At 41.8% G+C, this 15791-nt stretch carries 13 protein-coding genes and 1 riboswitch; of the genes, 9 read left to right on the plus strand and 4 right to left on the minus strand.

The window, feature by feature from the left end; all coding sequences use genetic code 11:
- Positions 1-332: 332 nt before the first annotated feature.
- Positions 333-2351 (plus strand): excinuclease ABC subunit UvrB, encoded by a 2019-nt coding sequence (gene uvrB, locus M0M83_RS05865; protein ID WP_248467833.1) that lies wholly within the window; start codon positions 333-335, stop codon positions 2349-2351.
- A 225-nt stretch (positions 2352-2576) separates the two neighbouring features.
- On the opposite strand, the gene M0M83_RS05870 is transcribed toward uvrB, so the two are convergent.
- Positions 2577-3485: a gluconeogenesis factor YvcK family protein gene (locus tag M0M83_RS05870; RefSeq protein ID WP_125893396.1), complete on the minus strand. Its 909-nt coding sequence runs from the start codon at positions 3483-3485 to the stop codon at positions 2577-2579.
- A 292-nt stretch (positions 3486-3777) separates the two neighbouring features.
- Between M0M83_RS05870 and M0M83_RS05875 the strand changes: the two genes are divergently transcribed.
- The 8 genes from M0M83_RS05875 to M0M83_RS05910 all read left to right on the plus strand — a co-directional run bounded on the left by M0M83_RS05875 (position 3778) and on the right by M0M83_RS05910 (position 11604).
- On the plus strand, positions 3778-4275 hold the full coding sequence (locus M0M83_RS05875) for an RNA polymerase sigma factor (RefSeq protein WP_125893394.1): 498 nt from the start codon (positions 3778-3780) through the stop codon (positions 4273-4275).
- A 2-nt stretch (positions 4276-4277) separates the two neighbouring features.
- The gene (locus M0M83_RS05880; RefSeq protein ID WP_213913446.1) at positions 4278-5219 is read left to right on the plus strand and encodes a FecR family protein; all 942 of its coding nucleotides are present in this window, start codon (positions 4278-4280) and stop codon (positions 5217-5219) included.
- 135 nt (positions 5220-5354) lie between these two features.
- Entirely contained in the window at positions 5355-8021 is a 2667-nt protein-coding gene (locus M0M83_RS05885; protein WP_213913447.1) for a TonB-dependent hemoglobin/transferrin/lactoferrin family receptor, read from the plus strand.
- A gap of 431 nt (positions 8022-8452) precedes the next feature.
- Positions 8453-8592, plus strand: a riboswitch (molybdenum cofactor riboswitch).
- Entirely contained in the window at positions 8582-9562 is a 981-nt protein-coding gene (moaA, locus tag M0M83_RS05890; RefSeq protein WP_248467834.1) for a GTP 3',8-cyclase MoaA, read from the plus strand. Its footprint overlaps the riboswitch before it by 11 nt.
- Before the next feature lie 25 nt (positions 9563-9587).
- Positions 9588-10064 carry a cyclic pyranopterin monophosphate synthase MoaC gene (gene moaC, locus M0M83_RS05895; protein ID WP_248467835.1) on the plus strand — a complete coding sequence of 159 codons (477 nt, stop codon included), beginning with the start codon at positions 9588-9590 and terminating at the stop codon, positions 10062-10064.
- On the plus strand, positions 10064-10309 hold the full coding sequence (gene moaD / locus M0M83_RS05900) for a molybdopterin synthase sulfur carrier subunit (protein ID WP_102138367.1): 246 nt from the start codon (positions 10064-10066) through the stop codon (positions 10307-10309). The genes moaC and moaD overlap by 1 nt, the downstream gene beginning before the upstream one ends.
- Position 10310: 1 nt before the next feature.
- Positions 10311-10763 carry a molybdopterin synthase catalytic subunit MoaE gene (moaE, locus tag M0M83_RS05905; protein ID WP_102138368.1) on the plus strand — a complete coding sequence of 151 codons (453 nt, stop codon included), beginning with the start codon at positions 10311-10313 and terminating at the stop codon, positions 10761-10763.
- A 133-nt stretch (positions 10764-10896) separates the two neighbouring features.
- Positions 10897-11604 carry a Bax inhibitor-1/YccA family protein gene (locus tag M0M83_RS05910; RefSeq protein ID WP_004256664.1) on the plus strand — a complete coding sequence of 236 codons (708 nt, stop codon included), beginning with the start codon at positions 10897-10899 and terminating at the stop codon, positions 11602-11604.
- 190 nt (positions 11605-11794) lie between these two features.
- Here M0M83_RS05910 and M0M83_RS05915 read toward each other — a convergent pair whose 3' ends face one another.
- From M0M83_RS05915 to M0M83_RS05925, 3 genes are read right to left on the minus strand one after another with little or no spacing between them, the layout of a single operon-like run.
- Positions 11795-12901: an ABC transporter permease gene (locus tag M0M83_RS05915; RefSeq protein WP_248467836.1), complete on the minus strand. Its 1107-nt coding sequence runs from the start codon at positions 12899-12901 to the stop codon at positions 11795-11797.
- 9 nt (positions 12902-12910) lie between these two features.
- Entirely contained in the window at positions 12911-14050 is a 1140-nt protein-coding gene (locus M0M83_RS05920; RefSeq protein ID WP_248467837.1) for an ABC transporter permease, read from the minus strand.
- Entirely contained in the window at positions 14047-15786 is a 1740-nt protein-coding gene (locus M0M83_RS05925) for an ATP-binding cassette domain-containing protein (protein ID WP_248467838.1), read from the minus strand. The genes M0M83_RS05920 and M0M83_RS05925 overlap by 4 nt, the downstream gene beginning before the upstream one ends.
- Positions 15787-15791 lie beyond the last annotated feature (5 nt).

The following is a 15791-nucleotide window of genomic DNA, read 5'->3' on the forward strand; positions in this document are numbered from 1 at the left end:
CTGTGGATAACCTTGTGCATTAACGTTATAAAACAAGTTCTATGCTAGGTGGCAAGCGGCTTTGACTTTATTTGATGTGATTCTGGACTTTAAATTAATCTATAATAAATACAAATGGTTAAATAAAATCAAGACTTCAATTAGTATTTGAGATACGGCATAAAAAGGCAATAGCATAAAATATAAAGTTTCAAAAAGGTCAAGTACTTTTTTGGGGATAACATTTTTATAAACATATCAGAACGGAGAATAACAGAAAATTTAGCTTCAATACTTGAAGCTGGTTTTTTATCCAGTATCATAATGGAAGAAACTAGTTAAGGGGCGTTAATATGAGTAAGGATTTTAAGCTGTATTCTGATTTCCAGCCGAGAGGGGACCAGCCGGAAGCCATCCATAAACTAAGGGAAGGGCTACAAGATGGACTCGCTCATCAAACTCTATTAGGTGTAACCGGGTCCGGTAAGACGTTCACGATTGCCAACGTTATCGCGCAAGAGAACCGCCCTACCATGTTAATGGCGCATAATAAAACCTTAGCCGCACAGCTTTATAGCGAAATGAAAGCTTTCTTTCCAGACAACGCGGTGGAATATTTCGTTTCTTACTATGACTATTATCAGCCTGAAGCATACGTCCCAAGCTCAGATACTTTTATTGAAAAAGATGCCTCTGTAAACGAACACATTGAGCAAATGCGCCTATCTGCGACCAAAGCCTTACTCGAACGCCGAGATGTGATTGTGGTGGCTTCTGTGTCCGCTATTTACGGTTTGGGTGACCCAGATAGCTACTTAAAAATGATGTTGCACCTCACCGATGGCATGATCATCGACCAACGCTCAATTTTAAGGCGTTTAGCGGACTTGCAATATTCGCGTAATGACCAAGCTTTTACACGAGGGACTTTCCGTGTCCGTGGTGAGGTCATCGATATTTTTCCTGCAGAATCAGACGAATATGCCTTACGTGTTGAGTTATTTGATGACGAAGTTGAACGGTTGTCATTATTTGACCCATTGACAGGGCAAATACAGCATCGTGTTCCTCGCTTTACCGTTTATCCAAAAACGCACTATGTCACACCAAGAGAACGTATTCTTGAAGCCATGGAACAGATTAAGGTTGAATTGGCAGATAGGCGAAAAGTCTTACTGGAAAACAATAAATTACTTGAAGAACAACGCATTACTCAACGAACACAATTTGACTTAGAAATGATGAATGAGCTCGGTTATTGTTCAGGAATCGAAAACTATTCACGCTACTTATCCGGTCGTGCTCCCGGCGAGCCACCGCCGACATTATTTGATTATTTGCCTGCAGATGGCTTATTGGTGGTGGATGAGTCCCACGTTACCATTCCGCAAATAGGTGCGATGTATAAAGGGGATCGTTCAAGAAAAGAGACCTTAGTGGAATATGGGTTTCGTCTCCCTTCTGCATTAGATAACCGTCCAATGCGCTTTGAAGAATTCGAGGCTTTAGCACCGCAAACTATTTACGTGTCGGCAACACCGGGTAACTATGAGCTCGATAAGTCAGGCAATGAAGTGATTGAACAAGTTGTTAGGCCAACAGGCTTACTTGACCCAATTATTGAAGTTCGCCCAGTTTCGACACAAGTGGATGATTTACTTTCTGAAATTCGTATACGTGTGCAGAAAAATGAACGTGTATTAGTCACCACATTAACTAAACGCATGGCAGAGGATTTAACGGAATATCTTGAAGAGCACGGGGAGCGAGTACGCTATCTTCACTCCGATATCGATACCGTTGAGCGCGTGGAAATTATTCGCGACCTGCGATTGGGTGAGTTTGATGTATTAGTCGGGATCAACTTGTTAAGAGAAGGTTTAGACATGCCAGAGGTATCGCTGGTGGCTATTTTGGATGCGGACAAAGAAGGTTTCTTGCGTTCAGAACGTTCGCTAATTCAAACCATAGGGCGTGCGGCTCGTAACTTAAATGGTAAGGCAATCCTCTATGGAGACAGGATCACCAACTCCATGCAAAAAGCGATCACAGAAACAGAACGTCGCCGAGCGAAACAAATGGCGTTCAATGAAGAACATGGCATCATTCCACAAGGTTTGAATAAGAAAATCGGTGATATCCTACAGATTGGCCATAAAGTGGGCGGTAAAGGAAAAAGCCGTACGAAAGACAATGGCAAAAATAATAACTCGGTTGATATCCAATCACTGTCGACAAAAGAGTTGGAGCAACGGATTTCGCAGCTTGAAGCGCAAATGTATAAGCATGCTCAAGACCTTGAATTTGAAGCGGCAGCGCGAGTCCGAGATGAATTGCAGGAGATACGCTCCCAGTTTATCGCTAATTCCTAATTTTCATCATTTTCTTCATACTTCACGCTGTAGGGGGTTGGTTTCGTTCAGTCACTCGGGTCACATATTTATGTATGCTCCCCGAGCTGCCTTCACTTGCCGCCTACCCACAACGCAAAGTATTTTGAAAATAGATTTAGTGGAAATATGGGAAACATGGGAAACATAGGGCTAATTTTAGGGAAGGTTTTCCGCTGCGGGTATTTAGCAGCGGAATAAGAAAAATTATAGCAAGTTGATGGTTTCTTCGATGGCTTGTAGTAACAGCTTTCTATCATGGCGATAGGGAATATCGTCAGCTTCGAGTACCCGTTGGATTATTTTACGCTCAGGGCTGATATTGCTTGTTTGTGTGCGAGGACCTAAGATCAACGCATCTATTTTTTGGCAGCCAATATAATGTTCCATCATTTTTAGTTTTTCAGGCAAAGACAGTTTTGCAGCTGGGGAACTGATTTCTTTTGCTAAATTGCCAATATAAATCATTGGGGCTTTACATTCGCGCAGTGCAGCCGCAATTTCATCCAAAAGCAGTAATGGCATTAAACTGGTAAAAAAACTGCCAGGGCCGATAATAATTAAATCTGCTTGGTGGATGGCTTGTAAGGCTTCTTTCGTTGCCTTGACGGTCGGGTACAAACGTAACTCTTGTGGGATTTCATGTAAGGCATCAACATTCACCTCACCGTATACTTCATTGCCCATTTCATCGATAGCCATTAAATCAACAGGAGACTCCGACATTGGGATCAACTGCGCATCAACTTTTAGCATATTGCGGATAAGATTTATGGCTTCTAGCGGGCGTACACTTAGGTGGTCTAATGATTTTAACATTAAATTACCTAAATTATGGCCTGAAAGTTCGCCATTACCGCTGAAACGGTATTCAAACATCGCTGAAGCAATAGATGGCTCAGTAATTAGCTGATTCAAACAGTTACGCATATCTCCCCAAGCGATCCCGCCTTCGGAACGACGAATACGACCTGTAGAGCCTCCATTATCGGTTGTGGTGACAATACCCGTTAAACGAGAACCTAAAGAAGAAAGTGAAGACATCACGCGACCAAGTCCATGCCCGCCCCCAAGAGCGACAACATGCCTAAGATCCGCCAGACTGCAATTCGGCATAGTGTTCCTATATCAGTTAATTTCCAGTACTTATAAAAGCAAGTAAACCAGCGAGTTACGAAATGTGTTTTTTACACTAAAGCCCGTTTTATAGCGACTAAAATAAATTGGGCGTTAATCTATCATAAAACATCATTCTTAGCTTAAGTACTGTGACAAAAAACAATAAAAGAGAGGATTCTGTATTGATGTTGCCCTTAGACGGAAAAATACGCGCGAGAGTTTTCATTTTAAATTATTATCTATATTATGTAAATAATTCTCATTTTCATTGTTTATTTTGTGGATCAATATGTCTGATTCAGAATTACAGCGTCTGTTTGCTCGCCATTCGTCGTCGTTATGCCGTTATCTGAACATCTACCTTAAAGACCATAGTTTAAGTATGGATATCACGCAGGAAAGCTTTGCTCGGTTGGCCGAGTTGATGAAAAATCCCGCCATTCAAGATTTTGAGGCTTATTTGTATCGAATTGCGAAAAACCTGATGGTCGACCATTTCCGCCTACAGAAAAAACAACGATTAATGGCGATCAGTGACCAACAGTGGGAAGAGATCCCATCGCGGGTGAAAGGCCTTGAAGCTACCGTTATTTATGATCAACAACTAGAACAAATTCAGAAAATTATTCAAACTTTGCCATTCAGGACTCAGGAGATATTTCGCTTGCATCGAGAAGAAGGATTAACCCAAACGGAAGTGGCGCAGCATTTAAATATTTCATTAAGTACAGTCGAAAAACATTTAGCCAATGCATTGGCAATGCTAATTCATAAATGGAGAGACTAGTCATGAAGCCATCTGATAGTCCATCTGAAATTGAAAACAAAGCCGCAATGTGGGTTGTGAAAACAACGCATCGCGAGTTGACGCCGCAAGAGAATGAAGCATTTCAGTCTTGGCTCAATGCGTCAGAACAACATGTATCAGCTTACTACCGTGCTCGGCAATTATGGGCACTAACGGCGAGTAAACCGCGACAACAAACAGCAGAAAATCAACAGGCAATGAAAAAAAAGAGACGCCCTCGCTATGTTGGTTTATCGATCGCCGCGGCTGTGCTAGTGAGTGTGTTATCCATGTCAATTTGGTATTTTCAATATACACAGCAAGTGGATTACTATGCGAAAACCGGTGAAATACAGCATATCACCTTACCGGATGGTAGCCGTGTAGATCTCGACAGTGGCGCACAGTTGCAATTAGCGTTTAACTCGCAGTACCGGCAAGTCAATTTGTTACGGGGGCGTGCTTACTTCACCGTCGCACCCAAAACGAGTACGGAACCAAGGCCTTTTCAGGTTATGGCGAAAAATGGCATAACTCAGGCGCTTGGCACTGAATTTTCAGTTGATAATGAAAATAGCGAAGTGGCGGTCAGTGTTTACCAACACAGTGTAAAGGTGTCGCTATTATCAGGGCAGGAAATGGTTATTCCAGCAGGAAACGCCACACAATATCAGTCAGAGATAACACCTATGACTCCTATGGTTAACTCGCATTCTACAGTATGGCGCGAAGGGCAAATTATTTTTCAACAGAAAACATTTTCAGAAGTTATCGCTGCAATAAATCGTTACCGAGACAAGCAAATTATTTTGTTGGCTGATAAACGAGCAGATCACATTAGTGGTGTATTACAAATTAGCACGCTCGATAGTGGGCTAACGCATCTGGCATCATCGTACAATCTATCTGTTTATGAAATTCCATTTTTTACTTTAATTTATTGATTATAAATAATTAATATTGATGTAGATAAATAATGAATAATTTTTATAAAAATTTATTTACGGGTTTTCCTAATCCCTACGTCTTAACCTAAGTGATTATGATTTTTATTACCATTATCATTTTAGGGATGGGAAATGACTCAAAAAAAGCACCACTATAAAAAAGCAACACTTTGTGTTCACCTTGCATTATTTACGTTACCTGCATTTTCGTTCTTTAATCTAGCACAGGCAAACCCAGCGGTAGCGCCTACACAACAAGAAGTCGCCTTTTCTGTTGCAGCGGGCTCGCTTGAAAACAGCTTGCTTCAGTTCGCCCAGCAAGCAAAGGTAGAAATTATTATTCAGAGCCGAGAAATTAATGGTCTACAAAGTCAGGGCTTGAAGGGGAGCTTTACGCCACAGGAGGGGCTACGCCGATTAATCGGTTCAAACCCTGTGCAATATCAGTGGCAAAATAACCGGATTACTATTGAGCGTATTGCGCCTGCTACCAGTGATCCAGTGATTGAGTTAGACAATATTACCGTCACAGCAAGCCAGATCCAGCAAGGGGACTGGGTATATAACAGTCCATCGTCCGTCAGTGTGATCAGTAAAAAACAAATTGATGACCGCCCACCAAAGCACATAGCCGATGTGCTAGAACTCACGACAGGCGTCTATTCGAGTGTTAGCCAGCAAGACCCTTCCTTATCTGTGAATATCCGAGGGATACAGGATTATGGTCGCGTGAATATGAATATCGATGGTATGCGGCAAAACTTTCAAAAAAGTGGCCACGGGCAGCGCAATGGTTCTATGTATATCGATTCAGAACTGCTTTCTGGAGTGGAAATACAGAAGGGCAATACGAGTGGAATGGGGAGTGGTGGAACCTTAGGGGGAGTAGCGACATTCAATACGGTCAACGCGTCTGATTTTTTATCAAAAGATAAAACCTTTGGAGGAAAATTGCATGCGAGTACAGGGTCAAATAATACGCACTTTATTGGTAGCAGTGTGCTGGCATTAGGGAATGAAAAAGCGGATTTACTGTTTGCGGCAAGTGAACGGCGTCTTGGGGATTATAAACCGGGAACTCACGGTAATATTGGTAATATACGTGTCAACAATGGAGCCGGACATTACGATGAACTTGCGAACCAATTAAAGCACACTCGCATTAATGACAGTAATTACAGAATGACCTCTTATCTGGCAAAAGCCGGTTGGAATATCAGTGATGAGCAGCGTTTGCAATTTAATTACTTAGAAACCAAAGTGGCCACGCCAAATGCAGGAACATTAACGAACTTAGGTGGTACATGGCCCTACAAGTTAGGGTGGAAAAGTAGCGGTTTCAGTGATGTAACCGCCAAAAATTATTCTCTTGATTACACCCAATTTAGCGATAACCCATGGAGCACTGAGTTAAAGGGAAAAGTGTATTTTGTTGATACAAAAGACAACACAGACACCTATTCCACAAGCCAAATTTATAATAATGGCTACCAGATGGACACGCGAGTCAAAACGGTAGGGGTACAGCTTGAAAACCATTCAGAAGTTGAATTTAACCATAACAATGTATTAAAAGCACATTATGGTTTGGAAACCTTTCAAGACAAAGCGAGTAGTAGTTCAACACGTGAAGCGGCGAGTGGCGTGACACCGGATGGAAAGCGTTCATTGAGCTCGTTATTTACTAATTTAACCTATGAATACGATGATTGGTTAACATTAGAGGGGGGAATGCGTTATGACCATTATTCTCTCAAAGGACAAACCAGTATGCGTTATGGCGTACTTCCTTATACTAAAGATAATCCATGTACAGGAAGACGGTTACGTGATTGCAAAGTTGTTATGACGACTGAGAGTTGGGACGTTGATAACTCAGAAGGGGCATTTTCACCCCATATTCGTTTAGCGGTACGCCCTAATCTTGAGTGGATGGAATTATTTACCAGCTATGGGCGATCATGGCGCCCGCCTGCCATTACAGAAACGTTAACCACAGGAAGTGCTCACAGTAGTTCGACCCAATTCCCGAATCCGTATTTAAAACCTGAGCGTTCAAATGCTTGGGAGGTGGGAATGAACATCAATTATCCGCAATTGTTCATTGAAGAAGACCGATTTGTCGCGAAAATTGCCTATTTTGATACCCGAGTGGATAACTACATTAATTTAGCAATTGACCGTAAAAAACCAGGGATGGTTAGCCCTAATATTGGTAATGCCGCATACAGCAATAACTTGGTTGCAACCCGTTTTAGAGGGTTTGAATACCAACTGAATTATGATGCTGGTTTTGTGTATGCAGACCTGACCTTTACCCACATGATCGGCAAAAATAAATTCTGTTCACGGCCCGCATGGTTAGGTGGCGTATTGAAGTATGGCGAAGACGTTGGCCCCGGTAACTGGTATGTTGAGCCAAATGAAGCATCAAATAACCATGTGGATTGTGATAGCAGCGCCATTTTTAGTAGTGCTGCGAATTTACCCGGTGACCGTGGTTCCTTTACATTAGGAGGGCGAGCGTTTGATAGAAAACTCGATGGGGGAATGGTCATTCGCTTTACACCTGGTTTTCAAGACTATTCAACAGGCTCTAATTCCCCTTACTTAGCCGACTGGCCTAAATATACACTGATTGATTTATATGCAAGTTATGCATTAACTGACAATTTAACGATCCGAGGAAATGTCGAGAACTTGACCAATCGAGCGTATGTCGTTAGTTACGGGGAAAGTTTGGCGAATACCTTAGGCCGAGGACGAACGGTATCGGGAGGGATAGAGTACCGTTTCTAAATACACGTCATACTTTACGCTGTGGCGTTTTGGTTAATAAATTTTGCGCCTTATTATTTATTTTTAATTGATATGCCAATTATTTAATTTGAAAAAACGGATTTGATAAGCGTTAAGTGTTGGTATTTACAACGTAAACAATTAGATGGGGAGCTTGCTCCCCATTTTAGATCTATATCAATAAATGTTTAATTAAATAGTTAGAGATGTTAATCAATTAACATGGAATTATGCGTTTTATAGGGAGTCAAAACAGAAAATTGTCAGTGATAATAATAGCTTCGGTGAACTCATGGTATCTTTTGTAAGTCGTTGTATATAATGATATATATCGAATTGCGATTCGCTTTTTCAATTTCTATCGGCTAGAATCCTTACATAAATTAAGTGAACAGAGTGACGTATTTTATAGTTTAAAATCAGTAACTCGGTTCCAAATAAAACTCCTAGCCTTTGCGTCTAAGTTTGAACGACTGAATATGATGCACTGGCCGTGGCTTAGAGCCACCAGGGTGCAAGATAGAAATGTCTGCATCTCCCGTACTTGGAAAGGTGTGATTATGCAGCAACTTGTCGATCAATTTGACCGGAAATTTTACTATCTTCGGCTCTCTATAACAGATGTTTGCAACTTTCGTTGCACATACTGCCTACCCGATGGCTACAAGCCAAGCGGTCGTCATGAATTCTTAACATTAGATGAAATTCGTCGTATCAGTGCGGCATTCGCAGAATTAGGCACAGAAAAAGTGCGTATTACGGGCGGAGAGCCAACTATGCGCAAAGACTTCAGTGATATTATTGCTGCCATCAATGAAAATGAATCAATCAAAAAAATAGCCGTGACAACTAACGGCTATCGTATGGCGAGAGACGTGCAAGAATGGAAAGCAGCAGGGCTGAGCGCGATTAATGTGAGTGTTGATAGCTTAGATCCACGTCAATTTGCCGCCATCACAGGGCAAGACAAATTCTTTCAGGTGATGAAAGGCATTGATGCTGCTTTTGAAGCTGGCTTTGAGAAAGTAAAAGTCAATGCCGTGCTCATGAAAAATGTCAATGACATTGCGTTGAAGTCATTCCTAAATTGGATCAAACATCGTCCAATTCAATTACGTTTTATTGAACTCATGGAAACTGGTGATGGTAGTGATATCTTCCAACGTTTTCATATTTCAGGCGAAACTATTCGCGAACGTCTAATTGAAGATGGTTGGTACATGCTTCCTCGTTCTCGTAGTGATGGGCCAGCGCAAGTCTTTAGTCATCCAGATTACCAAGGCGAAATCGGGCTTATCATGCCGTATGAAAAAGATTTTTGCCAAAGTTGTAACCGCTTACGCGTTTCCTCATTAGGAAATCTGCATTTATGTTTATTTGGTGAAAATGGCATTCCGCTTCGTGATTTATTGGGCGCAGATGACCAAAACGAAGCGTTAAAAGCCCGTATTCAGCGAGGCTTGCACCATAAACGAGAAACCCATTTTCTGCATATGGGTGATAGCGGAATTACACCAAATTTATCCGTAATAGGCGGCTAATCCTTTTTTGATTTCAGGAGAAAATATGTCCCAACTGACTCACCTCAATGCGTCGGGCGAGGCGCATATGGTTGATGTTTCAGCCAAAGCTGAAACTGTCCGTGAAGCTCGCGCAGAAGCTTATGTCACTATGAACCCAGCAACCCTAACGATGATCGTTGATGGTAGCCACCATAAAGGGGATGTGTTCGCCACAGCGCGTATTGCGGGTATTCAAGCGGCAAAAAACACCTGGCAGCTTATCCCATTATGTCACCCACTATTGTTAACTAAAGTTGAAGTGATCCTGAAAGCGGAATCTGAACATCACCGTGTTCGTATTGAAACGTGTTGCCGGCTAACAGGAAAGACAGGGGTCGAAATGGAAGCGTTAACCGCTGCATCTGTTGCTGCTTTGACGATTTATGACATGTGTAAAGCGGTACAAAAAGATATGGTGATTGGCCCTGTTCGTTTGTTAGAAAAGACAGGCGGTAAGTCTGGACATTTTAAGGTGGAATAATGATCACAGTATTATTTTTTGCTCAAGTCCGTGAGCTAGTTGGAACGGATCGCTTAGAACTTACAGAGACTTACCAAAAAGTGGAAGATTTACGTCAAGCTCTTTCACAAAAAGGCGATCGCTGGGCGTTGGCACTTGAAGATGGCAAATTACTTGCCGCTGTTAATCAATCATTTGTTTCACTAGACCACCCACTCTCAGAAGGGGATGAAGTGGCCTTTTTCCCTCCGGTCACAGGGGGGTAATATGGAAAACACTCATATTGCAGTACAAACAGAAAATTTTAGTGTTGGTGAACAATATCAATGGCTTGCACAGTGTGATAGTGATGGCGCTGTTGTGACTTTCACAGGAAAAGTGCGTAACCATAATTTAGGGGACAGTGTTGCGGCATTAACGCTCGAGCACTACCCAGGAATGACCGAAAAAGCCTTAGCAAATATAGTTGTAGAAGCAAAAGAACGTTGGCCATTGCAGCGAGTCAGTGTGATCCACCGCATTGGTACCTTACAACCAGGTGAAGAAATTGTTTTTGTTGGGGTCACGAGTGCCCATCGTAATGCTGCATTTCAAGCGGCTGAATTTATTATGGATTATTTAAAGACTAAAGCTCCATTTTGGAAAAAAGAAACCTTACCTGAAAATGAACGTTGGGTGGAGGCGAAAGAAACTGATGAAGCGTCTGCAAACCGCTGGTAATCGCATTTTTTCCGCTAAAAAATACGAATTTGCTGAATGGTATTGTCAAAAGAATGTGTTAGACTTTGGTTAATTTCTCCGATTGCAGTATTTTTACTGCGTCGATTTTTCTTTTAGCGAAAGGGTAACCATCATGGGTCAGTTTGATCAACGTAATGATTCTCTTGTCCAGGGTGCCAATACTGGCGTTCAGGCATTTATGTCGCAAGTATACGGCTGGATGACAGTCGGTCTACTGCTGACAGCTTTTGTTGCATGGTATTCAGTTAGCAGTGGTTTGTATTACACCATTGCAACCAATAAAATCCTCTTTTTTGGAATGATTATTGCTGAACTTGGTTTAGTGATGGGGATTTCATTTTTGCTGCAAAAAATTAGTGGCATGGCAGCAACGGGCATGTTTATGCTCTATTCATTGCTCACCGGCTTAACAATTTCAGTTATTCTTGCTGCGTATACTGGTGAGTCCGTTGCGGGCACATTTGTCATTACCGCGGTGATGTTTGGTGCATTAAGTTTTTACGGCTATACCACTAAGCGTAGCTTAACAGGTATGGGTAACTTCCTGTTTATGGCACTGATTGGTATTGTTGTCGCTTCTTTGGTTAACATCTGGCTGCAAAGCACCATGATGTATTGGGTGATCACTTACGGTGGTGTTTTACTGTTTGCCGCTTTAACCGCTTATGACACTCAAAAACTGAAAGAAATGGGTTCACAAATTGATGAAGACGACAGAGAAACAATGCGTAAATACTCTATTATGGGGGCACTGTCTCTGTATTTAGACTTCATTAACCTGTTCTTAATGTTACTGCGTATTTTCGGTGACCGTCGCTAAATTCAGTGACTCTCCTCATAACGCGATGAAATGAGGGGATAGAAGCCGTTAAAAATGAAGACCCTTGTTACTTTGGTAACAAGGGTCTTTTGATCTAAATGCTACCCTAAAATATGATTTGGATATTAGTAGATTGCTTGCTATTCAAAGCATTAATTATACTTCTAAAGCGGAATATGATTTCTTTTTATCACGCTATTTTCTTCCTAAACAAATAATAAGCCACTGAGCTGGTTATTATCGTAATGATAAATAATGGCCATAAACTGTGGAAGATAACTGAAAAATCGGCATTTTTTAAGTAAATCTGTTTGGTGATTTCAGTGAAATGGCGAATTGGGTTAATCCAAGTAATTTGTTGCAGCCAAACTGGCATATTCTCGACGGGGGAAATGTACCCCGATAACAGCACCGCTGGCATCATAAATACAAATACTCCAATGAACGCTTGTTGCTGAGTTGAGCACAACGCTGAAATGAGTAACCCAAACCCCACCAAGGACAATCCATAGAATAACATGGTGGCATAAAAGAGGAGTAGGGAGCCCGCAAAAGGAATTTGATAGAAAAAGATCCCAATAACGAGAACCAAACTTGCCTGTGCAGTCGCTACTATCAATGCAGGCACCGCCTTACCAATAAATATTTGCCAAGTGGTCAGGGGAGAAACCAGCAATTGGTCCAGGGTGCCTTGTTCTCTTTCCCTCGCGATAGAAAGGGACGTCACAATCAATACCCCGATTGTGGTTATCAAAGCGACCAATGAGGGCACAATAAACCATTTATAATCTAAATTTGGGTTGTACCAATTACGAACGATTAATTCACTGTTGTTTGGCAGAGTCTGTGATTGTATTAGCTCGTGTTGGTACTGAGTGACAATTTGTGCTACATAGTTTGCGGCAATTTGCGCACTATTTGAATTACGTCCATCAAGGAGTAACAGCATATTAGCGTTATGGTGGCTGGCAATATCAGCACTAAAGTTTTGCCCAAAACGGACAACCAGCAGAGCCTTGCGGTTATCCAGCGTTTCACGAATTTCATGTTCATTCTTCAATAATAACACCTGAGAAAACGCACTGGCTTTGGCGAGACGTTGAGTCAACTCGATAGAATGCTCACCATTGTCTTGGTCAAAAATTGCAATGGTGGTGTTAGTGACCTCAAGCGTGGCTGCTAGGGGAAATAAAATCATCTGAAATATCACGGGTAAAATCAAAATAGCCCGTGTTTGTGGTTCTTGAAGCAATGACTGAAGCTCTTTCATAATTAAGGTGTATAGGCGATAAAACATAACTTCACCTCAATCCAAACGACGGCGAGTTTTTAGTGCCGTCAGTCCAATAAATAGTATTGCAGAAGCGATTAGTAACAGGAAATCTATCAATAAAACAATATAGATATCACCCGCAAGAAAGAGAGTTTGTAAGCTGCTGACAAAGTAGCGGGCAGGGATAAAATAAGTCACAGCTTGAATAATAGCTGGCATACTATCAATTTCAAAAATAAACCCAGATAGCATAATGGCAGGTAAGAAGGCGGCATTCAGAGCAACCATCGCTGCATTAAATTGGTTACGAGTAATTGTTGAAATTAATAACCCCATCCCCAATGCCGTTGCCAAATAAAGGCTGGTAATGACAAATAATACTAATAGAGAGCCGCGATAAGGTACTCCTAAGACAAAAGTGGTGACAAACATGCATAACACCATCACAAAAGACCCAAGCACTTGGTAAGGCAATAATTTTGAAAGTAATAATTCAGTTTTAGTGATTTGGGTTGAAAGCAATGCTTCCATCGTGCCACGTTCCCATTCTCTTGCGATAACCAAAGAGGTCAAAATAGCACCAACTACAGTAATAATGATACTAATTGCCCCTGGAATAATAAAATGCTGACTAATTGCAGCTTCATTAAACCAATAGCGCATATTGAGCTCGATTAATGGATCTGTTGGGTAGCCTTGATTTACCCCTTGCTGCACCAGCCAGGTTTGCCACACACCTTGGGTATAAGCTTGCACAAAGTTGGCCGTATTCGGTTCGCTGCCATCAGTAATGACTTGAATTGCGGCATGACCTTGTTTTTGCAGCAATTGGGCTGAAAAATTGACAGGAATGACGACAATACCGCGAATTTCACCCGCTTGCATTTTATCGATTAATAAATGGCGGTTATTACTAATAGTTGCATCGATAAATGGCGAACCCGTGAAGGTATCAACTAATTCACGAGCTTGCGAACTTTGTTGCTCAAGTAAAATACCGACACGCAATTTACTTGAGTCTAAATTGATACCATAACCAAAAATAAATAATAACATCAATGGAATAAGTACAGCGATAAGAGCGCTGCTAGGATCCCGCACAATTTGTTTACTTTCTTTCCAGCAGAGTGCTTTAAGCCTACGCCATGAAAAATAAGAAGCGGTGTAAGTCATTGTGCCTCCTGTTGCTTATCATAATTCATGATGAGCTCAATAAATGCATCTTCCATGGATGGGTCAGGGTTTTCAGCACTTGCAACTTGCTGTTTCAGTTCATCAGGGGTTCCCGCCGCAATAATTTTTCCATGGTAAACCAGCCCTATACGGTCACAATATTCTGCCTCATCCATAAAGTGAGTCGTGACCATAACGGTAACGCCTTTATCAACCATTCCGTTGATATGTAGCCAAAATTCCCGACGAGTTAGTGGGTCAACGCCTGAGGTTGGTTCATCTAAAAATAAGATATCAGGCTCATGCATCAACGAGCAGGCGAGGGCTAAACGTTGTTTATAACCCAGAGGAAGGGATTCAGTAACCTGATTGATAATCGGTTTGAAATTAAAAGCCTCAACCATTTCGTGGATTTTTTGGGCTTGTTGCTGATGGTGTAATCCATAAACACCTGAAAAGAATTTCAGGTTTTGTCCCACCTTCAGGTTGCCGTACAGCGAGAATTTTTGTGCCATATAGCCAAGGTGCTGTCTGACTTTGTTTGACCTCGTTTTTAAATCCATCCCAAGAACGAGTGCTTGCCCATCAGTGGGTTTCATTAGCGCACACATCATTTTAAAAGTTGTCGATTTTCCCGCACCATTTGGCCCCAATAAACCAAAAATCTCTCCGCGTTTAACTTGGAAATTTACGCTGTCAGTTGCGGCAAACTGGCCAAATTTTTTGGTTAAATTACGTGCTTCTATGACAGTTTCTTCAGGATTAGGTGGAATTTGCGGTACGATAGCGGCTAATTCCGAACGGTGAGATGGACCCCCACCTAATAAGTCAATAAATGCATCTTCGAAACGAGGCTGCGCCTCAATGAGTTTCCCATCTGCCATATTTAATGCGGTTAACAAATTTGTCTGTGATGCATTCGGCTTCAAAATTAAACGAATATATTGGCCTTGGATCACACCATCGGTGGTTTCTGGTAATACGAGTGCGTTTTGTAATATAGTGCGTTTTTGTGTGGCTGGTACATCAAGTAAAAACGAGCGTCCCGCCATTTTTTCAGTTAATAGCTCGGGTTTGCCAGCATAAAGCTGTTTGCCTTTATTTAATAGCAGCACATTTTTACATTGCTGAGCTTCATCTAAATAGGAAGTACTCCAAAGAATTAGCATTCCATCATCAGCAAGAGTATGAACCATTTGCCATAGTTCGCGTCGAGCGATGGGGTCAACACCGACACCAGGTTCGTCGAGTAAAAGAACCTTGGGTTTTCCTAATAATGTACAGGCCAATCCGAGTTTTTGCTTCATTCCTCCCGATAATTTACCAGCTAGTCTATCGGTAAAAGGGGCTAGGCTGGTGAATGAAAGCAATTGCTGATAGGTTTTTTGGCGTTCTTCGCCGAGTACCCCACGCAAATCTGCGTACAAATTTAAATTTTCTTGTACGGTCAGATCTTCATATAAACCAAATTTTTGGGGCATATAGCCAAGACTAGCTCGCATAGCAATACTGTCGTCGATGGGGTCGAGCCCCATCACGCTAATTTTTCCTGCATCTGGCTTTAATAGCCCTGCAATCATGCGCATTAAGGTTGTTTTTCCTGCGCCATCAGGGCCGACAAGGCCAGTTACAGATCCCCCATGAATATCGATTGTTAAGCTTTCAACGGCAGGTGTATCCAAGCCCGCAAAAGTTTTTTCAACGTTGGATAGGTGAATACTGTAATCATCACTCATAGCAA

This window comes from Providencia rettgeri, assembly GCF_023205015.1.
Lineage (GTDB): Bacteria > Pseudomonadota > Gammaproteobacteria > Enterobacterales > Enterobacteriaceae > Providencia > Providencia rettgeri_E.